This is a genomic window from Streptomyces sp. NPDC047315, assembly GCF_040643215.1.
Classification (GTDB): Bacteria; Actinomycetota; Actinomycetes; order Streptomycetales; family Streptomycetaceae; genus Streptomyces.
Window position 1 is genome coordinate 40,963 of record NZ_JBEYTZ010000040.1, and the last position, 23,309, is coordinate 64,271.

Here is a 23,309-nt window from a genome sequence, read left to right on the forward strand (position 1 = left end):
GAAGGGAAGAAGGGAAGCGAAAGAAGGAAGCGCGGCTCAGCGCGGCGCCGCCGTGCGGAAGCGGCGCCGGTACGCCCCCGGACTCGTCGCGATCTGCCGCTGGAACGCCCGGTGCAGCGTCTCCACCGAGCGCAGCCCGGTGGACCTGGCGACCAGTTCGAGCGGCTGGTCGGTGGCCTCCAGGAGCCGGCGCGCCGCCTCCACGCGCAGGGCTTCGACGTACGCCGCGGGCGTCGTCCCCGTCTCCTGGGCGAAGACCCGGGCGAAGTGCCGCTCGCTCAGGCACATCCGGGCCGCCAGTGCGGGCGCCGACAGGTCCCGGTCGAGGTGGTCGGCGACGTAGCGGCGCAGTTCGTCGATGTCCCGGCGGGTGGCCGGCGGTCGGCTGATCGGCACGCTGAACTGGCTCTGGCCGCCCTGCCGCTTGAGGTACACGACGAGCTGCCGGGCGACGGCGAGCGCCAGGTCCTCGCCGTGGTCCTCGGCGACCAGCGCGAGTGCCAGGTCCAGGCAGGCGCTGATGCCCGCGCCCGTCCACACCCGCCCGGAGCGGACGAAGATCGGGTCGGGGTCGACGGTGACCTCCGGGTAGTCGGCGGCGAGCCGATCGGCCGTGGACCAGTGCGTGGTGGCCGTCCTGCCGTCCAGCAGCCCGGCCGCGGCCAGTACGTGCGCACCCACGCACACCGAGGCGATCCGCCGCGCGTGCGGCGCGGTGTCCCGCACCCACTCCACGACCCCGCCGGCGATCTTGGGCCGCGGCCCGTCGGCGCACCAGTCCACGGCGCCGGGGACGAGCAGCGTGTCCACCGCGGACCCGACGTCCGCGAACCCGGTGTCGGTCACCACGCGCACGCCCGCCGACGTGGTCACCTGCTCCCCGGCCGGCCCGGGGCCGGCGAGGTCGACCCGGTAGCGGGCGCGACCGCCGGACTCCCGGTTGGCCAGCGTGAAGACCTCGGCCGGCCCCGTGACGTCGAGCAGGTCGACCTCGGGGAAGACCGCGATCACGACGCGGTGACTGATCTCGGACATGGCTCCATCGTCGACGCCGGCGCGGACGACGGCAATGACGGGCTGGTGTCACATTCGGACACGCCCCTCGGCGGAGGAGCGCGCCCGGCCCCGGACCCGGCCTGCGGCGCATGAACGCGCCCGGCTCCGGGCTCACCCGCGGAGCCGGGCGCGCGGACCGGGCGCCGGTCCCAGGGGGTTCGGGACCGACGCCCGGCGTCTATCAGGCCGTACGCCTAGAACGGCGTCCAGCCGTGTTGGAGCGCCACCGCCACCGCGCCCGCCAGCGTCGCCGTCGCCCAGCACAGCGCCAGGATCGGTCGGCGTCGGGCGGCGAACTCCCGGTCCCAGGCTGACGCGTCGCCCGCGCGGACCGCGGACCGCACCATCAACGACCGGCCGAACGCGAAGGCGAGTCCGCCGAGCGGCGTCGCCCACCAGGGGCCCGCGAACAGCAGGACCGCGATCGCCGCGTACGGCAGGTGCGACGGCACGAAGGTGCGCAGTCCCGTGCCCATCTCGAAGCCGAACTGGAGCGCCCCGCTGCCGTCCGTGCGCACCACGATGTCGCTCGGCACCAGCCGGGCGTTCTGCGGCATGCGGAAGGGCAGCAGCCCCACCTCGACGGCGAGGAAGAGCGCCGTCGCCGCCGACAGCGCCGCGGTGAGCGCCGGCAGCGGCACCGCGGTCTGCAACAGCACCGCGGGCAGCATCAGGAGCAGCCCGGTGGCCGCGCCGCCCAGGAACAGGCCCCGGACGAAGTACTGCACGTTCCGTGTTCCCCGCCAGACCGACGAGGTCAGCAAACCTGCTGAGTTGTGGCTTCAAACGGAGCCCGAGAGCGAGTAGCCCGCGAGGACGGCGACCGCGCAGGCCGCGAAGGCGGACAGCACCCCGTACAGCGAGGGCGGACCCCACGCGGCGCCCGCGGCTGCCACGGCGGTGAGCAGCAGGGCGGTGCCGGCGGCGGTCAGGGCGGAGGCCCCCGGCGAGCGGGGGAGGCGCGCTTCGATGCGCTGGGCCAGGGTCAGGGCCAATGCGGTGGTCCTCCGTCCGCGTACGGCATGGGTCCGGTGGCCGCCGCCGACGGGGGACGACGACGGCCACCGGCGTCTAGCGGTGAGCCGGTCCAGGGCTGCACCTGATCGAGGGGCAGCCCGCCGCTCACTTGCTCTTGCAGCTGGTGGTGTGGCGGGTCGTGCGGCCGTTCTTCTTCAGGTCGAAGTAGCCGTCCCAGCAGTGGACGGTGCGGCCGTCGCGGGTCTTCCAGTACCAGCCGGCGTAGCCGTCGCACGCGGCTTCCCAGTTGTACTTGTGGGTGTACGTGCCGAACTTCTTGGTGTCGGTGCGGTGGTAGCCGTCGGCGGCGCAGTACTTGGCGGCGATGTACTCGCGGCCCCAGCACGGGGTGTCCCCGGGCACGTCCACGTTCATGCAGTGCGCGGGGTGGCGGGACTTGCGGCCCACGGCGGCGTGCGCGGTGCCGCCGCCGCTGAGCCAGCCGAGGCCGGTGAAGGCCAGGGTGGCGGCGCCCGCCATCGTCGTGCGCAGGAAGGTGCGCCGGCCGAAGCCGCCGCCCCCGCCGGAGCGCTGCGGCTGCACGACGGGCGCGGGCTCCGCGGTCGCCGTGGCGCGGCTCGCGCCCGAGTCGGGGTTGACGGTCACTTCCGGGATGGACTGGAGGAAGGCACTGGTCATGATGCGACTCCCGTGGTGAGGGAAGGGGTGGTGGACTGCGCGGCGCCGGTGTGCGCCTCGACGGCCGCGGCGAGGGTGTCGACGGAGCCGATCGGCTCCGCGGACAGCAGCGTCCCGTCGCCGTCGAGGACCAGCAGCGCCGGCTGGTAGGCCAGCAGCAGCGGCGCGGACAGCTCGCTGCCGCGGACGACTTCGCCGGCGCCGGCGCCGTGCCAGCGGCCGGAGTCGTCGATGTCGATCAGTACGGGGCGGTGGCCGGTGGCGGCGAGCGCGCCGCCGACCTCCGGCCAGGCCGGGACGACCTCTTCGCAGGTGGGGCAGGACGAGGAGACCACCAGCGCCAAGGTGCGCCCGGCGGCGCCGGCGCCGCTGCCCGGCGCGAGTTCGGGCCACTGGCGCGCGGGGCTCCCGGCCTGGCCGGCGCCCCCGCTCTCCAGCGCCCGCACCTTCGCGACGAGCGCGGCGTAACCGAAGGTCAGGAACACGATGGCCGCCCAGGCGAGGACGAGCAGCACCGTGAGGACGCTCAACACGGCCGGCTCACGCTCCCCAGCGCACGTCGAGCGACTGGAGCAGCTCTTCCTGGTCGGCGGCGCCGACGCCGGTGTCCGCGTCCAGCTCGTCGTCGACCAGGCAGACCGCCTTGGGCCCGGAGTGCAGGAACTTGCGGCCCCGTTCGACGCCCGCGATGCCCATCGTCTTGACCCACACCTCGCCGTTCTCCACGGACTTGCCCGCGGAGCCGTCCGGGACGAGGCGGGCTGCGTCGGCCGCCGGGTAGATGGTCACGGAGCCGCCGGAGGTGAACTTCACCCCGTACAGGCTCCAGGAGGAGACCTCGGAGGAGCGGGGCTTGACGACGAGCCCGGCCGCGGTGTCCGTGAGCACGAGCTGGTCGAGCACGTCGGTGACCGCGCCCGCGTCGACCCGGCTGCCGGGGAACGCCATGATCAGGCAGTGGTGCGGGCCGGTCCAGATGCCCTGCCAGCCCTCGCCCTCGGGGTGGGCCAGCAGTTGCAGCGGCTGGTTCTTGTAGGTGAGTTGCTGGACGAGGCGGTTGCCGAGCTGCTCTATGAGGACGCTCGGGTAGCCGCGGTCGGTGACGCTGACGCCGACGCCCATGGAACGGCTGGTCAGGCGGAAGTGCCAGTACCAGTCGTCCTGCACGGAGCGGGCGCGGCAGGCGAAGGACACCCAACGCCCGTCGGGTGCCAGGGCCTTCGTGGAGTGTGCCGTGGCCTGCATGGGACCTCCAGGGGTGGAGTGAGCGACGTGGTCGGCGCGCCGGGCGGCGTGCCCGGAACACACCATAGGAGACGCTTCTGTCCCGAATCTCTCCCTAATCTGTCGTTTGTCTTTCCGTGAGCTGTGCAGGTACTTCGGCCGTGCTTCGGAGGCGCTTCGGGTCCGCCTTGGCCGCGCTGCGGTACGGCTCGCTCCGCGCTCCCGCCCGTCTCGCAGCTGTGCGCGCAGCGCCTTCCGCTCCCCTTCCCGTCCGCTCTCACTTCGCTGTCACCCCTCTCACCAGCCGCTTTCACCTCGCTCACGGCAAGTGCCCCGGGTGCGGACTTTCGTTGACAGACGGGAGTCCGGCTTGGAAGATCTTGTCCGGAGGTGTCCGTCGGCCGGTGCCGGCCCCGGTCTTCAAAACCGGTGGACGTTGTTTCCCTTGCGCGTCAGCGGGTTCGACTCCCGTCCACCTCCGTCTCAACCTTCCACTCGCCAACTCCGTCTCCACCCGCAGCAGGTGAGCACCGCACCGCCGCCGGGACAGCGTCAGGAGCGACATGGGTAAGACCGACGTTCCCGGTCGAATACCGTCCGTGCGCGAGATCATGGACGATCCGCGCCTGCGGGCCGCCGCGGTCCGCATCGGTACGGGCGAGGTGCGCGAGGCGGCGCGAGGCGTCCAGCGCGCCTTACGGGACGGCGGGTGCAGCGTCGCCGAGGCCGTCGCGGACGCGGTCGTACGGCTGCCGCCCGCGCCCACGCGCCACCGCCGGGTGTTGAACGCGACGGGCGTGCTGGTCCACACCAACCTCGGCCGGGTGCCGCTGTCCCGGGCCGCCGTCGACGCGGTCGCCCATCTCGCCGGCACCTCCGACCTGGAGCTCGACCTCACCACCAACCGCCGCGGGCAGCGCGGGCGGGGCGCGCTGGACGCACTGCGCGCCGCGGTGCCGGCGGCCGGGGACGTGCACGTCGTGAACAACAACGCCGCGGCCCTCGTCCTCGCCGCGACCGCACTCGCCCAGGGCGCGGAGATCGTCGTCAGCCGCGGCGAACTCGTCGAGATCGGCGACGGGTTCCGGCTGCCGGAGCTGCTGGAGAGCACCGGCGCGAGGCTCCGCGAGGTGGGCACCACCAACCGCACCACCGTGGCCGACTACGCCCGCGCCATCGGCGACCGCACCGCGCTGCTGCTGCGGGTGCACCCCTCCAACTTCGCGATGACGGGCTACGTCAGCTCCCCGTCGGTGTCCGAACTGGCTTGCCTCGGCCGCCCCTTGGTGGTGGACGTCGGCTCGGGTCTGCTCGCCCCGAACCCCCTGCTCCCCGACGAGCCGGACGTCTCCACCGCGCTCGCCCAGGGCGCGCACCTGGTCACCGCGAGCGGTGACAAACTCCTCGGCGGCCCCCAGGCCGGCCTCCTCTTCGGCACCGCGGACCTGGTGGAACGCCTGCGCCGGCACCCCATCGCCCGCGCCCTGCGCACGGGCAAGCTGACCCTCGCCGCCCTGGAAGCGACGCTACGGGGCCCGGCCTCGCCCGTGCAGACCGCGCTCGCCCGCACCCCCGAGGAGCTGCGGCGCCGCGCGGAGTCGACGGCGCGCCGACTGCGGGGCGCGGACGTGGACGCCGAAGCCGTGGACACCACGGCGGTCGTCGGCGGCGGCGGTGCGCCCGGCCTCTCCCTGCCGTCCGCGGGCGTGGCCCTGCCGTCCGCCCTCGCCCCGGCCCTGCGCACCGGCCGCAGGCCGGTGTTGGGCCGGGTGCGCAAGGGCCGTCTTGTGCTGGACCTGCGCACGGTCGACGAGTCCGACGACGAAGCCCTGATCGGCGCGGTGCTCACGGCGTGGGCGACGCGCTCGGCCCCGCCGCGGTCTGCGATGCCGCTGGGTTCTGCCGCGCCGGCCCGGGCGGGTGCGGGGGTCGGGCCGTGATGGTCGTCGTGACCGCGGGGCACGTCGATCACGGCAAGTCCAGCCTGCTGCGGGCCCTGACCGGGATGGAGCCGGACCGGACCGAGGAGGAGCAGCGCAGAGGGCTGACCATCGACCTCGGGTTCGTGTGGACGGACGTCCCCGATGCCCCCGACGCCGCGGGCGCCGCGGGCGCTGACGAGCGGGTCGCCTTCGTCGACGTGCCCGGGCACGAACGGTTCCTCACCACAGCGTTGGCCGGCGCCGGGCCCGCGCCGGCCGTGCTGTTCGCCGTCGCCGCCGACGGTGGCTGGATGCCGCAGTCGCAGGAGCACGCCGCCGCGCTCGACGCGCTCGGCGTGCGGGACGGCGTGCTCGCCGTCACGCGCTGCGACCTCGCCGACCCCGCCCCCGCCCTCGCGCAGGCCCGGGCCGCCCTCGCCGGCACCGGGCTCGCCGCGCTGCCCGCCGTCGCCGTCAGCGCCCGCACCGGTGCGGGACTGGACGAACTGAACGCCGCACTCGCGGCGTTACGGGACCGGACGCCGCCGGCCCGCCCGAAGGCGCCCGTACGGCTGTGGGTCGACCGGGCCTTCGCGCGTACCGGACACGGGCTCGTCGTCACCGGAACCCTCCGGGAAGGGGCCCTGGCCAGGGGCGACGTCCTGGAAACCGGGCCGGACCAGCCGCCGTTGACCGTACGCGGACTGCACGAGCTGGGGCGGGCGGTCGACCGGTCCGCCGGGCCCGCCCGCGTCGCCGTGAACCTGCGCGGCCAGGCCCCCGCCGAAGGGCTGCGCGGACGGGCGCTGTGCACCCCCGGCACGTACGCGCTCTGCGACACCGTCGACGTACGGCTGTACGGCCCCCTGCTCGCGCGCATCCCCGCCCGCTTCACCGTGCACCTCGGCTCCGCCGCCGTGCCCGCGCGCGTCCGCCGCTTCGGGCGGGGCACCGCACGGCTCGTCCTGGCGCGGGCGCTGCCGCTGCGCGTCGGCGACCGCGCGGTGGTCACCGAGCACCGGAGGGTGGTCGGGAGCGCGGTGGTGCTCGACCCCGCGCCGCCGCCCGTGGGGCCGCGCAGCGCCGGCGCGCTGCGGGCCGACGCACTGGCAGACCACCCCGGCACGCCCGACGTCGAACACGAGACGGCGGCGCGTCGCTTCGTACGGGCCGACGCGCTGCGCCGCATCGGCGTGGACTGCGCCGCCGCGACGCCCGTCGCCGGTGACTGGCTGGTGGCGCCCGACGAGCGGCGCCGGGTCGCCGCCGAGGCCCTGGCCGCGACGGTCGACGCCGGTGGTGAACCGGTCGACGCGGGCGCGCTCGCCCGGCGCCTGGGCCTGCCGGACCGCGCCCTGCTCGCCGCGCTCCTCCCCGCCGAACTGGCGGTGCGCTCGGGCCGGGTCGTACCCGCCGCGGCGGCGGACCCGCTGCCGGCTGCCGCCCGCGAGCTCGTCGAATCGATGGAAGGGGCGCTGGCGAGGGGCGAGTTCCTGGCGCCGACGCCCGCCGAGCTGACCGCGCTCGGCGTCGGACGGCGCGAACTCGCGCTCGCCGTGCAGACCGGACGGCTCGTCAGGCTCTCCGAAACGGTGCACGTGGCCGCCGAGTTGCCCGCGGCGGCGGCCCGCGCGCTCGCCCCGCTCGCCGGAAGCCCGTTCACCGTGTCGCAGGCACGTCACACGTGGAACGTACCCCGTCGAATCGCCCTCCCACTTATCGAGCACCTGGACCGCACCGGGGTCACCCGGCGCGGATCCGACGACCTGCGCACTGTGCACCCCACAGGGAAGACGAGGGAGAGACGCGCGTGAACGTGCCGAGGATGACCCGGTTCGGACAGGGCGGCGGCTGCGCCTGCAAGATCCCGCCCGGTGAGTTGGAGACCCTACTCAGCGGACTCACGGACCGGGCCGTCAAGGGCGGTGCGGACGGCGGTGGCGTACCGGCCGGTGCGAAGTGCCCCGGGGAGCTGCTGGTGGGCCCCGAACACGGCGACGACGCGGCCGTGGTGCGGCTGCGCCCCGACCTCGCCGCGATCTCGACGGCCGACTTCTTCACGCCCGTCGTGGACGACCCGTACACCTGGGGCCGGATCGCGGCCACCAACGCGCTCTCCGACGTGTACGCCATGGGCGGCACCCCCGTGATGGCGATCAACCTCCTCGCCTGGCCGCGGTCCGTGCTCCCGATGGAGCTGGCCCGCGAGGTGCTGCGCGGCGGGCTGGCCGCGGCGCGCGGCGCCGGGTGCCCGGTCGCCGGCGGGCACAGCGTGGACTCGCCCGAGCCGCTGTACGGCATGTCCGTCACCGGCACGGTCCACCCGGACCGGCTGATCACCCTCGACGGGGCGACCGTCGGCCAGCCCCTCACCCTGACCAAGCCGCTCGGCGTCGGCGTGCTGAACACCGCGCACAAGGCGACCGGCGAGGTCTTCCCCGAGGCCGTCGAGGTGATGACGACGCTCAACCGGGACGCGTCGGCCGCGGCCACCGCCGCCGGCGTCCGGGGCGGCACCGACGTCACCGGCTTCGGGCTGCTCGGGCACGCGCAGCGGCTGGCGCGGGCCTCCGGCGTGACGCTCGCGATCGACGCGGAGCGCGTGCCGGTGCTGGCGGCGGCGCGCACCGCCGCGGCGGCCGGGCACATCAGCGGCGGCAGCCGGCGCAACCTCGCGTGGGTCGCGCCGCACGCCGACCTGACGGCCGCCGACGAACTCACCACACTGCTCCTCGCGGACGCCCAGACCTCGGGCGGCCTCCTCCTCGCCGGCGAACTGCCCGGCCACCCGGTGATCGGGGAGGTGCTGCCCTTCACGGGCCACACTCTGGTGCTCCGTTGACGCACCGGAACGGGCTCACGTACCGGACCGAACTGACGCTCCGGACTGAACCACAGGACCCATTAGTCACATGACCAACGACGAAACGGGGTCGACCATGCAGATCGCCGGCGACATCGACCAGGGGCTCGCTGACCACGGCCCCGGACAGCCGGACACCTTCGGGGAGGCATTCGGGGAAGCCTCAACCACAGCAACAGCAACGGCTACGGCAACAGCTACGGCCGTATCCGCGGCCCTGCCGATGCACAGCGTCGGCATCCTGGGCCCCGTCGTCCTCCTCGGCCCCTGCGGACACACCGCCCCCTCGGGCGTCGTCGTCCGCGCCCTGCTCGGCTCCCTCGCCCTGGCGCACCCGCTGCCGGTGAACGCCGACGACTTCGCCGCCCGGCTGTGGCCCGACCGCTCGACTTCCCAGGCCAAGCAGCGGCTGCACACGGGGGCGCACCGGCTGCGGTCCTGGCTGCTGAACGCGACGGACGGCGGGCTCGGGGTGGTGACCCAACCCTCCGGGTACGCCCTGACCGACGGCTCGGGGCTCCCCGGCGGCGGCGTGCTCACCGACCTGGCGAGGTTCCGGCACGCCGTCGAACGCGCCCGCCACCTCACCGACCCGCTGCACCGTCTGCGGCACCTCCAGGGGGCGCTGGCGCTGTGGCGCGGCCGGCTGCTGGAGGGGGTGCCGGCGGAGTGCGTCGACCACCACACCCAGCAGTCCCTGATGTTGGAGCACACCGTCCACCTCCAGGAACTGGCCCGCGCGGCGCTGGACGCCCGCCGCCCCCAGGAGGCCGTCGTCGCGGCCCGCCGCGCCTGCGAGGAGGACCACTTCAACGAGTCCTCGCACGCGATCTTGATGGACGCGCTGACGGCGGCGGGCATGCGGGTGGCCGCGCTCGACGTGTACGAGCACATGCGCAACCGGCTGAACAGGTCCCTGGGCATCGCGCCCGGCGAAATCCTGATGCAGGCCCGGGGCCGAGCGATAGGCCGCTGACACGGGTGCGGGGTGCGGGGTGCGGGGTGCGGGGGTGTCTGGGCGCGCGGCGCCCCCGTGTGCCGCCTGAGCGGGCGCGGGCGTCTGGGCGCGCGGCGCCCCCGTGTGCCGCCTGAGCGGGCGCGGGCGTCTGGGCGCGCGGCGCCCCCGTGTGCCCCTGCGCGATGCTGGATGCCGCAACAGCGCTGTGACGCCGTGATAGACGTGCGGTCATGGCGTCTGCGGCCCGTCTGTGGCTGGTCGCGCAGTTCCACCCCCTACGCCCAGAGGGCGTGGGGGACCCCCAGCGCCCCCTGTTTCGCTCCGCCCGTCGATCACCTGCGGGCACGGCACGGGTTTGCCCCCTACGCCCGTAGGGCGTGGGCAATAAGGGGCGCGGGGAACTGCGCGACAAGCCACAGATAGGCCGCAGACGCCACGATCGCTGAACCACCCACGGCGACGTCGCGCAACCCGCACCGCACCGCGCAACCCGCACCACGCAGGCGTCATCCGCGGCGACGCCAAAGCCCTGTCGCACGCCGCCCGTGCCGCGGCGGAGCCTTCTCCAATCAGTCCCCTGACGCGTCCCCTGACCCGTCCCCGAGCCGACCCGGAAAAGCCCCTGACGGGCACGCCACTTGGGCATCGGCGCGCCTACCGTGGCGACGACGTCACCCCGACCGGGTCCATACGTCCGGCGCGCAATTCCCTTGAGGAGGAAGCATGTTGTCGAGGGGGAGATCCGCGGTGCGGCGCATCGTCGTGCGGGCCGCGGTCCTGGCCGTGGGAGCCGGCCTCGTCGTCGTTCCCGCGCCCCACGCCGCGCCTGCCGCCGCGCAGGCCCTGCGCTGGGCACCGTGCGGTGACCCCGCGCAGCCGGGGGCCGAGTGCGCCGCGCTCTCGGTGCCGGTCGACTGGGCACGCCCGGACGGACCGAGGCTCGACCTGGCCGTGGCCCGACGCAAGGCCGCCGACCCCGAAGCGCGCGTCGGCTCGCTGGTGTTCGGCCCCGGCGGGCCGGGCGACTCGGGGGTGGAGACCGTGGTGCGCCGGGCCCACCGGTTCAGCCCCGAGGTCCGCCGCAGGTTCGACGTCGTCAGCTTCGACCCGCGCGGCGTGGGCGGCAGCAACCCGGTGACCTGCTCCCGCGAGCTGCTTGCCGCGCGGCCGTCACCGGTGCTGAAGAGCCAGGCGGACTTCGACGCCACCACGGCGTACAACAGCCGGCTCCGGGCGGACTGCCGGGCCCGTACCGGCCCGGTGTTCGACCACCTCGACAGCGCCCAGACGGTCCGGGACCTGGACGCCCTCCGGGCCGCGCTCGGCGAGCGGAAGCTCACCTTCCACGGCAGCTCGTACGGCACCCTGCTCGGCGCCCAGTACGCCGAGACCCACCCGCGTCGCGTGCGCGCGATGGTGCTGGAGAGCGTCCTGGACCACAGCGTCCCCACCACCCGCGAATTCCTGCGGTCGCAGGCGGTCGCGGCGCAGGACTCGTTCCGGGAGTTCGTGAAGTGGTGCGAAGGCGCCGCAGCGTGCGCACTGCACGACCGCGACGTACGCGCCGTCTGGCAGGGCCTGTTGGCCCGGGCCGGCCGCGGGGAGCTGGCGGACCCGACGAAGCCGGGCACCGCGCTGTCCCCTGCGGACCTGGTCAACAAGATCGCGTTCCGGAAGTTCTACGGGGCCGACCACGCGGGCCTGGCCACGACGATCGCGACGATGGACGCGAGCGTTCCGCTGCCCGCGTCGCCCACGTCGGTCGCGCCGCTGCCCCCGGCAACACCGGTCTTCTGCTCGGACTGGCGCCTGCCGGTGCGCGACCACCGCGAGTACGCCTCGCTCGTCGCCGCGATGGAGGCCACCGCGCCCGATCTGCCGTACCTGCTGCCGGTGCACATGGTCGCCGCGTGCCTGGGCGCGCCGACCGCCAACCCGCAACACCGCCTGGACGCCCGCGGCGTCCCGCCGGTCCTGCTGACCAACGCGCTGCACGACCCCGCCACCGGTCATCCGTGGGCGGTCTCGGTGGCCCGGCAACTCGGTCGCAGCGGTGTGCTCCTCACCTACGAGGGCCACGGCCACGGCAGCGCCACCAGCGGCCCGTGCATGGAAGCCGCCGTGAACCGCTACCTCACCGATCTGGCGCCCCCGCCCCGGGGCACCCGCTGCCCGGCGGTGCCGCCGCCCTGAGGCCCGGCCTCTCCCCGTTCGTACCGGTCACCGGTCGGGGCCCCGTCAGTCGTTCGCAGGCGCCGGCCCCGCCCGGTTGTCGTCGATCCAGCCGAGCAGATCGCCCGTGACGTGCGTGCCGGCGGCGGCGACGTCCCCGTCGAAGGAACCGGCGGCGACGTCGGCGAGGGCGAGCCGGTGGACGGATTCCCGGTCCCGGCCGTGCCGCCGCATGAACAGCCCGTCGCCCGCGCCGTCGTCGCCGATCAGCACCCAGTGCGGTGCGCGGGCGGGAATGCCGTGGGCATCGTTGCGCACGCGCTGGACGTGCGGCCCGTAGACCGCACCGCCGTCGGGAAGCCGGACGCCGGGAGTGGCCCGCCACAGCCGGGCCACGGCCGGATTCGGCCCTTCCCGCAGTCCGCGGAGCAGCGCCGTCCGTACGGTCAGGAAGCCGGCGAACGAGTCGGCGAACGGCTCCTCGTCCCCGAGGAACGGGTCGCGCCGGACCACCGGGTGCTCCCCGCCGGGCCCGGCCGCGTCGAGCGCGAAGGAGTAGCCGTCGCCGCCGTCGCCGTCCTGGAGGAACGGCAGCCGGTCGCCGCCGGACCAGCCGTCGCCGATGCCCACCCCGCCGATGTGGTGGAACGGTCTGACGGTGGCGACCTCCTGCCGGGCGAAGGTCCCTTCGCCGTACGCCGTCAACCACCAGCGGTACGACGGCGAGAGGGGCCCGACCACGGCCTCCGCCGCGCGCACCGCCGCCGGGGGCTTCCCGGCGCCAGGTCGGGGCGCGATCTCGGCAGTGGCGTCGATCAGGTTCCGCAGGAGTTCGAGATCCGGCCGCATGGCGGGAGTCTGCCACGGCCGCGGCCGATGCCCGCAGGGGCGCCGGGCCGGCTGCGGATCGTGGAAGGCGGCGCCGCCCCACCAGGGGTTGACGATTCGTCCAGGGCTAGAAAAACTGTCCAATGTGCCTGATCGAGCAGTTAACCAAGCGCACTACGTCGACGAACGTTCCGACCGCAGCTATCCGCTCACCGACCCCCTGCGCTGGCGCGGGGACGACGGAGCGCCGCTCTCCGTCTCCCGGCTGCCCGGCATCGCCCGCGACCGGGTGGACACCGCCCGCCGCTCGCTGTGGCGCTACCGCGCCGCCCTGCCCGCGCCGCTTGCCGAAGCGGCGCCCGTCTCGCTCGGCGAGGGCTGTACCCCGCTGCTCGACGGCGAGTGGAACGGCGTCCCCGTCTCCTTCAAGACCGAGTGGGCCAACCCCACCGGCAGCTTCAAGGACCGCGGCACCAGCGTCCTGATCTCCTTCCTCGCCCACCACGGCGTCACCGACGTCATCGAGGACAGCTCCGGCAACGGCGGCTCGTCCGTCGCCGCGTACTGCGCCGCCGCCGGCATCCGCGCCCGGATCCTCGTCCCCGAGGCCACCTCGCCCGCGAAGGTCCTCCAGGCCCGGGCGTACGGCGCCGAGGTCGAGCTGGTCCCCGGCGACCGGGAGGCCACCGCGACCGAAGCGCTGCGCCGCGCCGCCACCACCCCGTACGCCAGCCACAACTGGCACCCGTTCTTCCTCCAGGGCGTCAAGACGCTCGCGTACGAGCTGTGGGAGGACCTCGGCTTCCGCGCCCCGGACGCCGTCGTCACCGTCGCCGGCGCCGGCAGCACCGTGCTCGGCTGCGACCTCGGCTTCGGCGAGCTGCTGGCCGCGGGACAGATCGACCGGCTGCCCCGGCTGCTGGTCGCCCAGCCCGCCAACTGCGCCCCGATCCACGCCAGTTTCCGCGCCGGCGCGGAGAGCCCCGTGCCGTACGACGCGGCCCCCACCGTCGCCGAGGGCACCGCGATCCGGCACCCCGTACGCCTCCCCGAAGTGCTGCGCGCCGTCCGTCGCTCGGGCGGCGAGATGACCGCGGTCCCGGAGGCCGCGATCGAGGACGCGGTGCGCCGCCTCGCCGCGAAGGGGCTGTACGCGGAGCCCACCAGCGCCACCGCGGCGGCGGCCGTCGACGACTTCGCCGCGCGCGGGCTGATCGTGCCGGGGGAGCGCACCGTCGTCGTCCTCACCGGCTCCGGCCTCAAGGCGGCGGGCGCGATGCAACGGATCATCCTGGGCGGAGACGGAGACGGAGACGGAGACGGGGACGGGGACGGGGACGGGGACGGGGACGGGGACGGGGACGGGGACGGGGACGGGGGTGCGTCGTGAGCGACGGCGATGAACTGCTGCTGCGCGAGGCGGAGAAGATCGCCCACGCGGTGGGGCGGATGTTCCCCGGCCTGTGCGAAGTCGTCCTCCACGACCTGCGGGACCCGGCCCACGCCGTACGCGCCGTGGAGAACCCGCTCTCCGGCCGCGCCCCCGGCGACCCGGCGACCGAACTCGGCCTCGCCCGCCTCGCCGACCCCGACTTCCCGGACGTCGTGCAGAACTACCCCAACCGCCTCCCCGACGGCCGCCCCGTGAAGAGCACCTCCATCGGCATCCGCAACGCGGACGGCGCGTACGTGGGTGCGCTCTGCCTCAACCTGGACGTGTCCCTGCTGACGGAGTTGGCGGCCGTCGCGCAGCGCCTCACCCGCACCGACGACACCACGGCCCCGCCGGCGGACACCCTGCGCCCGTCGACCTCCGCGCTGCACGTCGCGGCCCAGGAGTACGCGGCGGCCCGCGGCTGCAAGCCCCGCGAACTGCCGGCGCGGGACCGCGGAGCCCTGGTCCGCCAACTCCACTCGGACGGCTTCCTGGACGTGAAGCACGCGACGCGGGTGCTGGCGGGGGTCCTCGGGGTGTCGCGCGCGACGGTCTACAACGACCTGCGGACGTCGTGAGCCGAACCGGGGGACGCTCCAGACCGCGTCCCCCGGCTGCGGATCCGGCAAGCCGACCCGTCAGGTCAACCCGTCAGGTCAACCCGTCAGGTCAACCCGTCAGATCAACAGGGCTTGGTGGAGCCTCCGTCCAGCAGATTGCCGTCATAGATCCAGCCGTCGATGTTGGTGCCCTGGATCCGGGCGTGGGTCCAGGTGTTCCCCACCCCGTTCGTCATGTAGCAGTGATAGGCGAGCAGCGAGGAGTTGTGCACCTGCGCGACGCTGCCACAAGCCTCGTGCGGGCCCTGGCGCAGCGGCGCGGACGACCTGACGCGACCGGTGTCCCCGTCCTTGTTGGACCAGGTGTGGGAGCACGAGCGCGGGCTCGACTCGGCCGAGATCGCGGGCGTCGCCGCGGTCACCAGCCCTGCCATCGCGACCAGCGGCAGAACGCCGGCGAAGAGGCGTTTGCGATTCTTCTGCATGGCTTCCTCCGAACATCGAAACAACGAACCGATTTCGAGCAGGACGGCAGGGCCTCATACGGCATCGCCCGACGTGATAGTCCACGTGATGCGCGATGCGCGCCTTCACCGCCCCGTTTGGCGGTCGTACGTTAAAAGCTCCAGCGGACTGGAGGTTCAACACCATGCGGCAAGGTGTGACGCGGAACACGTCCGGGAGCGGACTGGGCATCGGTGAACTGGCGGCACGCGCCGGAGTGCCGGTGAAGACCGTCCGCTACTACTCCGACATCGAGCTGCTGCCCGAGGCTCACCGCAGCGACGGCGGCCATCGGCGCTACGAGCACGAAGCACTCGAACACCTCGCTCTGATACGGCGATTACGGAGCCTGGGCGTTTCCATCGCGGACATCGCGGAAGTCCTCCAGGACGGGACGTCGCTGGGCGAACTCGCGGAGTCCGAACAGCAGCGAGTACGTCTGCGGCAAAGAGAGCTGGCCTGGCGCGACGCCATCTGGCAGGCCCTCGGCTCCTCGCCCGGCCCCTGGCGGCCCCGCCTGCTGGACCGGCTCACCCGGGTGGAGTGTCCGCAGCGGGCGCACGAGGAACTGGCGCGGGCCTGGCGCCGGTTGCTCCCGCCGTGGCCGCCGGGCTCCCCGATCGAGGCGATCGTCTCGTACGCCGCTCCCGCGCCGCCGGTGCGTCCGTCCGCCCGGCAGGTCTCGGCCTACGCCGAAATGTACGCGCTCGTCTCAAGCCTCGAACCAAAGGCATTCCCGGCAGCCCGGCCTTCCGCCGTGCCCGGCGGACCTGCGGTACCCGACAGGCCCGACAGGCCCGGCAGGCCCGCGCCGGTGTGGCCGGGCTGGGTCAGGGAGCTCCTCGGCAGGGCGCCGGACATCGCGACCGCGACGAAATGGCTGCTCCTGGGGCTCTGTCGGCACCACATTCGACTGCGTGAGACCGACGGCGGCGATTCGACGGAGTGGCACCCGTCGATTGAACGCGCATTCGTCATCGGCCGAATCAGTCGATATTCACAGTGCGTCGCCGTGATAGCCGCTGACCGCTGACCGCTGACGGCGTGGGCGGCTGAAGGATCTCCCGCTGCTGTCGGGGCATGCGTACGCCCTGCCCGCGCGGGTGTGGGCAGGGCGTGCACCGGTCCGGCTAGCTCGCCTTCGGCTGGGGTCGGTCGGGGGCGTAGGCGCGCTCGACCACGTCGTCCTTGGCTATCGTCTCCCACTGGAGGACCGTGCTGCCGTCCGTCCGCTGGAGGGCGTAGCGGTCGGCCCGGCGGCGGGCGCCAGGGCCGCCTCCGCGTTGTCGATCACCTTGCGCAACACCTTGAGGGCGGCCACGTACTCGTCGTCCCCGATGCCTTCGTGCACCGTGGCGCGCGCCTCGGTCGCCAGCGCCCGCACCTGTCGCCGGGCGTTCTCGCCGGCTTCGGTGAGATGGAGGAGTTGCTCGTCGTCGCTGCGGATCCAGCCGCGGTGCAGTAGTTGGTCCAGGACCCGTGCGATGTCGTACGGCCCGTCCGCGAGCGGGGTCAGCTGGTCGACCACCTCGCCGACGCTCGGCGCCGTCAGGCCGCCGTCCACCCGGTTCAGGACCCAGTACTGGGGCTGGGTGACGTCGATCCGCGCCATGGCGTCGCGCAGATGGCGGGTGACGACCGCGTGGGCACGCCCGCTCCAGTAGCCGATGGGCTGGGTCGCCAACGCGTCGTCGGTGGCGGCGGTGGGGTCGGCCGGGGCCTGGTCGGTGGCGGAGCGCGTCGACTGGTTCATGATCGCCACGCTAGCCGGGGCGGGCGGGCGGCCACGAGGCATCGCGTGATCGCGGACCGCTCGCCGATCGCCCGTCGACCGGTCGCCGACCGGCAGCCGTCCAGCCGTCGACCGACCGCCGACCTGCCGCCGTCCGGCCGCGACTTTGCCGTGCACTTGCCCGACCAGGTATCTTGCATCGCATGGAACCAGGTGATTCGACCAAGCAGGCCCGCGCAGCCGCCCAGCTGCGCAAGGGCGTGCTGGAGTACTGCGTACTCGCCCTGATGCGGGACCGCCCCCGCTACGGCGTGGAACTCCTCCACGCCCTGGAGGGCTCCGGCGCCCTGGCCACCAGCCAGGGCACGGTCTACCCGCTGCTCTCCCGGCTCCGCCGCGACGACCTGGTCACCACCACCTGGCAGGAGTCCACCGCCGGGCCGCCCCGTCGCTACTACGCGCTCACCGACAACGGCCGGGCAGCGCTCGACGAGTTCACCCGCGTCTGGCCCGACTTCCGCGACGCCGTCGACGTGTTCCTGACCGCCCCCCACGCCTCCACCGGAGACCCCGCATGAAGACCCCCGCCACCTCTGTCGCCTCTGTCGGATCCGTCGACTCCGTGCGCGACTACCTCGCCGCCGTCGAGCGGGAGACCTCCGTGCTCCCCGCCGACCGCCGCCAGGAACTCCTCGCCGACCTCGCCGAACACATCGAGGTGACGCGCGCCGAGCGCCCCGAAGCGGCGACGGGCGAGATCCTGGCGGAGCTGGGGGACCCCCGTACGATCGCGGCGACGGCCCTGGCGGAGGCGGGGACCGGGACGGCGGCGGGGGCGGCCGAGCCCGCCGCCGCCCCGACCCGCCGCGGCAAGGTGCACCCCCTGGCCCCGCTCCTGATGCTCACCCTCTCGCTCCCCTTCATAGTGGTCTTCCCCGACCAGCCCGGCCCGCTCTTCGGCGTCCTGTTCCGCATCGTGGGCGCGGTGCTCCTGTGCACCTCGGTGCACTGGACCGCGGTCCAGAAGACCACCGGCGTACTGCTCACCGCCGTACTGCCGACCGTCGTCATCACCACCTGGAACCTCTCCAACGGCGGCCCGACGGGCGACGGCCCGGCACTCCTGGCCAACGTGGCGATGTCCGCCCTGCTCGTGGGCGTGGCGACGTGGCTCTGGCGGACCCGCCGCGCCTGAGGGCCGGCCGGCCCCAGCCGCCGCGACCTCCCGCCCCCCCGGCTGCTGGGGCCGCACCATCTGGGCCGGGCCCCAGGAAGTCGGTACGGGACGCGCGTCCGCGTTCCCCCAGGCTGAGGTCAGCGCCGACCGGACAGGGGGTCCGGACGGCTCGATTCCCAGGGGGGAACCCAGATGTCCATGCGCAGCCGGCTGACCGGTGCCGTCGCACTCGCCGCCGCCACCGCCGCACTGCTCGGGACCGCGGTCCCGGCCGCCGCGGCCGAGAGAGACCGGACCGCCTCCACCAGCGCCAGCGTCTGGCGTGACATCGCGGTCACCGGCACCTTCACCATCCGCGACGACGAGAGCTGGTCCGCCGGAACGTACTGCAACGGCTCGCTCGCCTCCGAGGGCTGGGTCAACGAGGTTCGCCAGCCGTCCCTGTGATGGTCCACCACCTGCGGCGGGGAGATCCGGGTCGAGAAGCACGTCTCCGCCGAGACCGACGCGCGCTGGCTGGACGACCTGCCCGCACCCGGCGAGCACTGCCCGGCGGAGCGGAACGCGGCCCGGGGCGCAGGGCGGGCGGGTTGCCCCGGACCGGGCGGCTGTCCCGCCCAAGCGCTGCCCGCCCACGCGCTGCCCGGCGGCCGGATCCCCGGCGGACTCTCACCGGCCGTCTACGGGGTCGCCGCCGCGGTGCGCGCCCCCTACTCCGCCGGCTCCGTCACTTCCTGGGCGCAGACCCGCACCCCCGGCCGGGCCCGGCTGCACGCCTGGCGCCTGGACGAACCGGAGACGTCCGCGGCCGATTCCGCGCCGCGAATGCGTTCCTCTTCGGTGCCCCGGGTGGCGGTGAGCGTGGAAGCAGCGGGACCCGGCGAGCACATGGCGCTGCTGGCGGCGGCGCACGGGCTCCGCCCCGGGAACGGGACGTCACCGCGCTGGTGCTGCGCGGCCACTCCACCGCGGAGATCGCGCGGCTGGCCCGGCTCTCCCCGCACACGGTGCAGGAGCATCTGAAGTCGGTCTTCGAGAAGACGGGGGTGCGCAGCCGCCGGGACCTGGTGGCGACGGTCTTCGCGCGCCACTTCGAACCGGCGCTGCTGCGTCCGCCGGGCGCCCGGGACTCCCCGTGATCCCGCGACGCGTCCGGCCGCCTTCGTACCCTCGACACCGACGCACTCCCGCCGCTCCGGAGGATCCGATGGCCAGCTCAGACATACCGGACCAAGTTGCCCCGCAGCCCGACAAGGTCGCAGCCCTGATGGAACGGCTGACCGAGCAACTCGCCAAGTCCTCGGCGTCGGCCGTCTTCGGCGAGCCCGTCACCAGCGACGGGACCACCGTCATTCCGGTCGCCGAAGTCGGCTTCGGTTTCGCCGGTGGCAGTGGCCCCGAGGCCGGAGCCGCCAACACCCACGGCGGAGGAGGAGCCGGCGCCCGCGCCCGCGGCTTCATCGAGATCAGGGACGGCGTCGCCACCTACAAGCCGCTCCGGGCGCCCTGGGCGAATGTCGCCGTCCCGCTCGCCACCCTCCTGGCAGGAGCCGCCGCGTCCCTCCTCGTCCGCCGCCTCGCCACGCGCCGTTCCCGCTGACGGACACGGCCCGAAGCTGTTCTCGGACGAACGCCGAGCCCCGTACAGCAGGTGTCGTACGGGGCTCGTCCGGTGGTGCTTCGGGCGGTGGCGGCGAGTGCGGGATCAACCGGCGAGATGTCGAAGGGCTCTGACTCCAAGGTGGATTGGAGATGATCCAGCGCATCCCGCAGGCTTCTCGGGGCCGCTCAGGCGAGGGCGTCGCGGCCGGGGAAGAAGTCGGCGCTCTGGACGTACTCCATCGCCTTCGTGAACTCCGGGTCACCGAGGCGACGTTCCATCTCCTGCGGGCTCGGCTCCTCCACGCGGGTCTGGATCCAGTACAGATTGCCCAGCGGATCGCGGACCCGTCCGACCCGGTCGCCGAAGAACAGATGCGTGACCTCGGTGACCGAGGTGCCGCCGGCTGCGACCGCCTGACGGTGGACGGCGTCGGCGTCCTCGACGTAGAGGCGCAGGAAGCCGGGGGTCGGCGGCCACTCCGGCCGCGCGTCGAACATCATCACCACCGAGTCCCCGACCCGCACCTCCGCGTGGTGGATGCTGCCGTCCTCACCGGCGAGACGGCCGAGCTCCTCCGCGCCGAAGGCCCGCTTCAGGTAGTCGATGAGCTGCGCCGTGTCCCGCGAGATGATCCACGGCGTCACGGTGCCGTAGCCCTGGGGGATCGCCTTGACCGACATGGGAACTGCCTCCTGGAGTACGAGCCTCAGCTTGGTGCCGACGCTAGGCGCGATGTAGGTCAGAAGCCGTCCTAGTGGGCAGGCCCTACGCTGTTGCCATGCGCGACGACGCCCCCGACGAGACGCGCCGCGTCCCGCTGAGCCGGACCTTCGACGAGGACGCGGAGCTGTACGACCGGGCCAGGCCGGGGTATCCGTCGGGGCTCTTTGGTGACCTTGAAGAGTTGGCGGACGTCGGCCCTGGTCGGAGGGTGCTTGAGGTGGGCGCGGGGACCGGAAAGGCGACCGTGCCGCTCGCTGAGCGCGGGTGTCGGGTCACGGCCGTCGAAGCGGGGGCGCGCATGGCCTCCGTCGCCCGGCGCAACCTCGCCGGATTCGACGCCGTGGAGGTCGTGACCGCGGACTTCGAGAGCTGGCCCCTGCCGGCGGAGCCGTACGACGCGGTGCTCTTCGCGACGGCGTTCCACTGGATCGACCCGGCCGTGCGGACGGCGACCCGACAACGCAGCGAGTGTGCGTGCCGGGTGCCACGGCCCAGACGGGATTTGTCAGACACGGCCTGGGGCCTGTCTGACAAATGATCACCTGGTTACTTCGCGAAGCCAGAGGATCAGCGAGGCCACAACGACTCCGGCCCGGTAACGGGTGACGAGTTTGTCGAACCTGGTCGCGATCGCACGGAACTGCTTGAGGCGGGCGAAGCATCGTTCGACCACGTTGCGGTCGCGATAGATCTCCTTGTCGAAGGCGGGTGGGCGGCCCGCCGAGGTTGCCGCGTCGCCGCCGGTTGGCCACTTGGTCGCGGCGTTCGGGGATCGTGGCAGCGATGCCCCGGCGTCGCAGCAGGTGGCGTATCGCCCGGCTGGAATATGCCTTGTCGCCCAGCACCCGCGTCGGTGTCGTGCGAGGTCGGCCCGTAACGGCGCGCGGGATGCGGATGCTGTCGAGAACTTGGCCGAAGGCGGTGGCGTCGTTGACGTTGCCTGGTGTGAGGATGATGGACAGCGGGAGGCCGCGGCCGTCGACGGCGAGATGAACTTTGGTGGTCAGCCCGCCCCGGGATCGGCCGAGGGCCTGACGCGCCTGCGAGCGGCCCGGATCTTCCGGTTCGTCCCCGTCCGCGGCCCCTTTTTGCGGGCGCCGGCCGCGTGCTGGTGAGCTCGGTTGATCGTGGAGTCGACAGCGACGGTCCACTCCACCCTGCCCATCGCGTCGTGGCGGACCTGGACGTGTTCCAGCAGCTTTGCCCAGGTCCCGTCCGCTTCCCAGCGGGCGAACCGCTCGTAGACGGTCTGCCAGGGACCGTACCGCTCGGGCAGATCGCGCCACGGGGCCCCGGTCCGCAGCCGCCGCAGCACCCCGTTGACCACCTGCCGGTGATCACGCCACGGACGACCGCGTCCGCCCGCCCGCGGGAACAAGGGCTCCATTCGCTCCCACACCGCATCCGTCAGCTCACCTCGACCTGCCACAAGATCAATGATCAGACCGGCTATAGGCTCCCGCCTGTGGCGAATCATCAAGACGAGACCAGGGCGGCCTACGACGGAGTCGTCGAACTGTACGCATCACTGTTCGCGGACCGGCTGGAGGCATGGCCGCTTACCCGGGCCATGATCGGCACCTTCGCCGAACTGGTTCGCGCGACAGGCAACCTGCAGACAGCGGACGTCGGGTGCGGTCCTGGACATCTGACGACCATGCTGCACGAACTGGGCTTGGACGCCTTCGGACTCGACCTCTCCCCTGGCATGGTCGATCATGCCCGGCGGGCCCATCCGGCACTGCGCTTCCAGGAGGCGCGGATGGAGTCCCTGCCGATCGAGGACGGCGTACTCGGCGGCATACTGGCCCACTACTCGATGATCCACACCCCTCCGGGAGAACTCCCGAAGCTGCTCGCCGAGCAGGTACGCGTCCTGATTCCGGGTGGCCTGCTCCTGGTCTCGTTCTTCGGGACCGACGGACCAGAGCCGGTCCAGTTCGACCACAAGGTGACACCTGCCTACAGCTGGCCGGCAGACCGCCTCGCCGAACTGCTAGCCGATGCCGGGCTTGTTCCCTTCGCCCGGCTGCTCCACGACCCGGCCTCTGAACGGGGCTTCCTCGACGCCCACCTGCTGGCCCGCCGTTCGTAGGTCCTGCCCGGCGATGCCCGCCGGGTGGTCGACGCACCTCCGGGCTGCCAGCCAGGCGGGCGCTCGCTGATCCGACGAGAATTGTCAGACAGGCCCTAGTGCTGCAACGGCCCACCACAAGGGCCGTTGCAGCACGTCGGGGATCAGTACGTGTCGAGGTGGAAGCGCTGGAAGTTGGCGTACGGGCCGCTTTGGTTCTGGCAGCCGAAGTGGCGCAGGCCGAGGTCGCTGTCGTCCACGCACAGGCCCGTCGCGATGTTGCGCAGGACGGCCGTGCCGCCGGGTGCCGCGGTCAGGTAGAAGCGTTGGAAGTTGGCGTACGGGCCGCTTTGGTTCTGGCAGCCGAAGTGGCGCAGGCCGAGGTCGCTGTCGTCCATGCACAGACCGGTGGCACGGTTGCGGATCGTGTACGTGTACGGAGCGACCGTGGTGAAGTCGAACTTCTGGAAGTTGGCGTACGGGCCGGTCTGGTTCTGGCAGCCGAAGTGGCGCAGGCCGAGGTTGCTGTCGTCCACGCACAGGCCCGTCGCGACGTTCCGCATCCGGACCGTGTACACCGCCGCCGCCGTGCCCGAGACCTTCGCCGAGTCGCCGGAGGCGACGGGCCGGGCCGAAGCGGGGGCGGGGGCGGGAGAGGGTGCAGGCCCCGCAGTGGAACTGCCTGCCGAGACCAGTACGAGCCCGGTCGCCGCGAGGAGTGCGGCCGTACCGCGAAGGGCTCGGCTCACGAAACCACGTCTGTCGTTCAACGCTCCTCCTGTTGTCAGAGGTCGTGTTCGAGTGGGGGCAGCGACGAGTATG

At 73.4% G+C, this 23,309-nt stretch carries 25 protein-coding genes, 1 tRNA gene and 2 pseudogenes; 16 read left to right on the forward strand and 12 right to left on the reverse strand.

The genetic code is table 11. The features are described 5' to 3' along the window. Positions 1-36 precede the first annotated feature (36 nt). From ABZ842_RS33360 to ABZ842_RS33385, 6 genes are all read right to left on the reverse strand, one after another. Positions 37-1,035, reverse strand: a complete 999-nt coding sequence (locus tag ABZ842_RS33360) for a GlxA family transcriptional regulator (RefSeq protein WP_361545532.1) — start codon at positions 1,033-1,035, stop codon at positions 37-39. 215 nt (positions 1,036-1,250) lie between these two features. Continuing rightward, positions 1,251-1,784 carry a hypothetical protein gene (locus ABZ842_RS33365; protein WP_361545534.1) on the reverse strand — a complete coding sequence of 178 codons (534 nt, stop codon included), beginning with the start codon at positions 1,782-1,784 and terminating at the stop codon, positions 1,251-1,253. Between the two features lie 54 nt (positions 1,785-1,838). Then, a complete protein-coding gene (locus ABZ842_RS33370; protein ID WP_361545537.1) occupies positions 1,839-2,051 on the reverse strand; it encodes a hypothetical protein in 213 nt (70 codons plus the stop codon). Positions 2,052-2,178: 127 nt separating this feature from the next. After that, positions 2,179-2,712 carry a hypothetical protein gene (locus tag ABZ842_RS33375; RefSeq protein ID WP_361545540.1) on the reverse strand — a complete coding sequence of 178 codons (534 nt, stop codon included), beginning with the start codon at positions 2,710-2,712 and terminating at the stop codon, positions 2,179-2,181. Continuing rightward, a complete protein-coding gene (locus ABZ842_RS33380) occupies positions 2,709-3,245 on the reverse strand; it encodes a hypothetical protein (protein WP_361545543.1) in 537 nt (178 codons plus the stop codon). The genes ABZ842_RS33375 and ABZ842_RS33380 overlap by 4 nt, the downstream gene beginning before the upstream one ends. 7 nt (positions 3,246-3,252) lie before the next feature. After that, positions 3,253-3,957 (reverse strand): hypothetical protein, encoded by a 705-nt coding sequence (locus ABZ842_RS33385; protein ID WP_361545546.1) that lies wholly within the window; start codon positions 3,955-3,957, stop codon positions 3,253-3,255. A gap of 365 nt (positions 3,958-4,322) precedes the next feature. Here ABZ842_RS33385 and ABZ842_RS33390 point away from each other — a divergent pair. The 6 genes from ABZ842_RS33390 (at position 4,323) to ABZ842_RS33415 (ending at position 11,872) form a co-directional block, all read left to right on the forward strand. Next, a tRNA-Sec gene (locus tag ABZ842_RS33390) sits at positions 4,323-4,417 on the forward strand. A gap of 82 nt (positions 4,418-4,499) precedes the next feature. Continuing rightward, positions 4,500-5,876 (forward strand): L-seryl-tRNA(Sec) selenium transferase, encoded by a 1,377-nt coding sequence (selA, locus tag ABZ842_RS33395; protein WP_361545549.1) that lies wholly within the window; start codon positions 4,500-4,502, stop codon positions 5,874-5,876. Next, entirely contained in the window at positions 5,876-7,672 is a 1,797-nt protein-coding gene (locus tag ABZ842_RS33400; RefSeq protein ID WP_361545552.1) for a SelB C-terminal domain-containing protein, read from the forward strand. Before selA ends, ABZ842_RS33400 begins: the two co-directional genes overlap by 1 nt. Continuing rightward, positions 7,669-8,700: a selenide, water dikinase SelD gene (gene selD, locus ABZ842_RS33405; protein ID WP_361545555.1), complete on the forward strand. Its 1,032-nt coding sequence runs from the start codon at positions 7,669-7,671 to the stop codon at positions 8,698-8,700. Before ABZ842_RS33400 ends, selD begins: the two co-directional genes overlap by 4 nt. A 70-nt stretch (positions 8,701-8,770) precedes the next feature. After that, positions 8,771-9,697 (forward strand): bacterial transcriptional activator domain-containing protein, encoded by a 927-nt coding sequence (locus tag ABZ842_RS33410; protein WP_361545558.1) that lies wholly within the window; start codon positions 8,771-8,773, stop codon positions 9,695-9,697. 705 nt (positions 9,698-10,402) lie between these two features. Next, positions 10,403-11,872 carry an alpha/beta fold hydrolase gene (locus tag ABZ842_RS33415; protein WP_361545561.1) on the forward strand — a complete coding sequence of 490 codons (1,470 nt, stop codon included), beginning with the start codon at positions 10,403-10,405 and terminating at the stop codon, positions 11,870-11,872. A gap of 45 nt (positions 11,873-11,917) precedes the next feature. Here the strand turns inward: ABZ842_RS33415 and ABZ842_RS33420 are convergent, their stop codons facing one another. After that, on the reverse strand, positions 11,918-12,700 hold the full coding sequence (locus ABZ842_RS33420) for a hypothetical protein (protein ID WP_361545564.1): 783 nt from the start codon (positions 12,698-12,700) through the stop codon (positions 11,918-11,920). A 124-nt stretch (positions 12,701-12,824) separates the two neighbouring features. On the opposite strand from ABZ842_RS33420, the gene ABZ842_RS33425 reads away from it, so the two are divergent. Then, positions 12,825-14,069: a pyridoxal-phosphate dependent enzyme gene (locus ABZ842_RS33425; protein ID WP_361545567.1), complete on the forward strand. Its 1,245-nt coding sequence runs from the start codon at positions 12,825-12,827 to the stop codon at positions 14,067-14,069. Next, positions 14,066-14,692, forward strand: coding sequence for a PAS domain-containing protein (locus ABZ842_RS33430; RefSeq protein WP_361545570.1), 627 nt, complete (start codon positions 14,066-14,068; stop codon positions 14,690-14,692). The genes ABZ842_RS33425 and ABZ842_RS33430 overlap by 4 nt, the downstream gene beginning before the upstream one ends. 104 nt (positions 14,693-14,796) lie before the next feature. Here the strand turns inward: ABZ842_RS33430 and ABZ842_RS33435 are convergent, their stop codons facing one another. After that, positions 14,797-15,159 (reverse strand): SH3 domain-containing protein, encoded by a 363-nt coding sequence (locus tag ABZ842_RS33435; RefSeq protein WP_361545573.1) that lies wholly within the window; start codon positions 15,157-15,159, stop codon positions 14,797-14,799. A 176-nt stretch (positions 15,160-15,335) separates the two neighbouring features. Here ABZ842_RS33435 and ABZ842_RS33440 point away from each other — a divergent pair, with 176 nt between their 5' ends. Continuing rightward, the gene (locus ABZ842_RS33440; RefSeq protein WP_361545576.1) at positions 15,336-16,211 is read left to right on the forward strand and encodes a MerR family transcriptional regulator; all 876 of its coding nucleotides are present in this window, start codon (positions 15,336-15,338) and stop codon (positions 16,209-16,211) included. A gap of 159 nt (positions 16,212-16,370) precedes the next feature. Here the strand turns inward: ABZ842_RS33440 and ABZ842_RS33445 are convergent, their stop codons facing one another. Then, positions 16,371-16,931, reverse strand: coding sequence for a MarR family winged helix-turn-helix transcriptional regulator (locus ABZ842_RS33445; protein WP_361545579.1), 561 nt, complete (start codon positions 16,929-16,931; stop codon positions 16,371-16,373). Between the two features lie 182 nt (positions 16,932-17,113). Between ABZ842_RS33445 and ABZ842_RS33450 the strand changes: the two genes are divergently transcribed. The 5 genes from ABZ842_RS33450 (at position 17,114) to ABZ842_RS33470 (ending at position 19,687) form a co-directional block, all read left to right on the forward strand. Continuing rightward, positions 17,114-17,488, forward strand: coding sequence for a PadR family transcriptional regulator (locus ABZ842_RS33450; protein ID WP_361545582.1), 375 nt, complete (start codon positions 17,114-17,116; stop codon positions 17,486-17,488). Further along, positions 17,485-18,105 carry a hypothetical protein gene (locus tag ABZ842_RS33455; RefSeq protein ID WP_361545585.1) on the forward strand — a complete coding sequence of 207 codons (621 nt, stop codon included), beginning with the start codon at positions 17,485-17,487 and terminating at the stop codon, positions 18,103-18,105. Before ABZ842_RS33450 ends, ABZ842_RS33455 begins: the two co-directional genes overlap by 4 nt. 174 nt (positions 18,106-18,279) lie before the next feature. Continuing rightward, positions 18,280-18,534 (forward strand): hypothetical protein, encoded by a 255-nt coding sequence (locus ABZ842_RS33460; RefSeq protein WP_361545588.1) that lies wholly within the window; start codon positions 18,280-18,282, stop codon positions 18,532-18,534. A 500-nt stretch (positions 18,535-19,034) separates the two neighbouring features. Beyond that, the gene (locus tag ABZ842_RS33465) at positions 19,035-19,226 is read left to right on the forward strand and encodes a helix-turn-helix transcriptional regulator (RefSeq protein WP_361545590.1); all 192 of its coding nucleotides are present in this window, start codon (positions 19,035-19,037) and stop codon (positions 19,224-19,226) included. Between the two features lie 68 nt (positions 19,227-19,294). Next, on the forward strand, positions 19,295-19,687 hold the full coding sequence (locus ABZ842_RS33470) for a spore germination protein GerW family protein (RefSeq protein WP_361545593.1): 393 nt from the start codon (positions 19,295-19,297) through the stop codon (positions 19,685-19,687). 188 nt (positions 19,688-19,875) lie between these two features. Here the strand turns inward: ABZ842_RS33470 and ABZ842_RS33475 are convergent, their stop codons facing one another. After that, positions 19,876-20,370: a VOC family protein gene (locus tag ABZ842_RS33475; protein WP_361545596.1), complete on the reverse strand. Its 495-nt coding sequence runs from the start codon at positions 20,368-20,370 to the stop codon at positions 19,876-19,878. 98 nt (positions 20,371-20,468) lie between these two features. Here ABZ842_RS33475 and ABZ842_RS33480 point away from each other — a divergent pair. After that, a pseudogene (locus ABZ842_RS33480) lies at positions 20,469-20,858 on the forward strand (class I SAM-dependent methyltransferase); the annotation flags it as partial. Between the two features lie 105 nt (positions 20,859-20,963). On the opposite strand, the pseudogene ABZ842_RS33485 reads toward ABZ842_RS33480, so the two are convergent. Continuing rightward, positions 20,964-21,842: pseudogene (locus ABZ842_RS33485) on the reverse strand (IS5 family transposase); the annotation flags it as partial. Positions 21,843-21,878: 36 nt separating this feature from the next. Here ABZ842_RS33485 and ABZ842_RS33490 point away from each other — a divergent pair. Next, positions 21,879-22,508 (forward strand): class I SAM-dependent methyltransferase, encoded by a 630-nt coding sequence (locus ABZ842_RS33490; RefSeq protein ID WP_361545599.1) that lies wholly within the window; start codon positions 21,879-21,881, stop codon positions 22,506-22,508. Between the two features lie 143 nt (positions 22,509-22,651). Here the strand turns inward: ABZ842_RS33490 and ABZ842_RS33495 are convergent, their stop codons facing one another. Next, positions 22,652-23,236 carry an RICIN domain-containing protein gene (locus ABZ842_RS33495; protein ID WP_361545602.1) on the reverse strand — a complete coding sequence of 195 codons (585 nt, stop codon included), beginning with the start codon at positions 23,234-23,236 and terminating at the stop codon, positions 22,652-22,654. Positions 23,237-23,309: the final 73 nt, after the last annotated feature.

Coding starts and splice junctions, on each gene's coding strand:
- ABZ842_RS33360 (WP_361545532.1), bottom strand. CDS start 1,035: ATGTCCGAGATCAGTCACCGCGTCGTGATCGCGGTCTTCCCCGAGGTC.
- ABZ842_RS33375 (WP_361545540.1), bottom strand. CDS start 2,712: ATGACCAGTGCCTTCCTCCAGTCCATCCCGGAAGTGACCGTCAACCCC.
- ABZ842_RS33385 (WP_361545546.1), bottom strand. CDS start 3,957: ATGCAGGCCACGGCACACTCCACGAAGGCCCTGGCACCCGACGGGCGT.
- selA (WP_361545549.1), top strand. CDS start 4,500: ATGGGTAAGACCGACGTTCCCGGTCGAATACCGTCCGTGCGCGAGATC.
- ABZ842_RS33400 (WP_361545552.1), top strand. CDS start 5,876: ATGGTCGTCGTGACCGCGGGGCACGTCGATCACGGCAAGTCCAGCCTG.
- ABZ842_RS33410 (WP_361545558.1), top strand. CDS start 8,771: ATGACCAACGACGAAACGGGGTCGACCATGCAGATCGCCGGCGACATC.
- ABZ842_RS33415 (WP_361545561.1), top strand. CDS start 10,403: ATGTTGTCGAGGGGGAGATCCGCGGTGCGGCGCATCGTCGTGCGGGCC.
- ABZ842_RS33420 (WP_361545564.1), bottom strand. CDS start 12,700: ATGCGGCCGGATCTCGAACTCCTGCGGAACCTGATCGACGCCACTGCC.
- ABZ842_RS33435 (WP_361545573.1), bottom strand. CDS start 15,159: ATGCAGAAGAATCGCAAACGCCTCTTCGCCGGCGTTCTGCCGCTGGTC.
- ABZ842_RS33445 (WP_361545579.1), bottom strand. CDS start 16,931: ATGAACCAGTCGACGCGCTCCGCCACCGACCAGGCCCCGGCCGACCCC.
- ABZ842_RS33450 (WP_361545582.1), top strand. CDS start 17,114: ATGGAACCAGGTGATTCGACCAAGCAGGCCCGCGCAGCCGCCCAGCTG.
- ABZ842_RS33455 (WP_361545585.1), top strand. CDS start 17,485: ATGAAGACCCCCGCCACCTCTGTCGCCTCTGTCGGATCCGTCGACTCC.
- ABZ842_RS33460 (WP_361545588.1), top strand. CDS start 18,280: ATGTCCATGCGCAGCCGGCTGACCGGTGCCGTCGCACTCGCCGCCGCC.
- ABZ842_RS33470 (WP_361545593.1), top strand. CDS start 19,295: ATGGCCAGCTCAGACATACCGGACCAAGTTGCCCCGCAGCCCGACAAG.
- ABZ842_RS33475 (WP_361545596.1), bottom strand. CDS start 20,370: ATGTCGGTCAAGGCGATCCCCCAGGGCTACGGCACCGTGACGCCGTGG.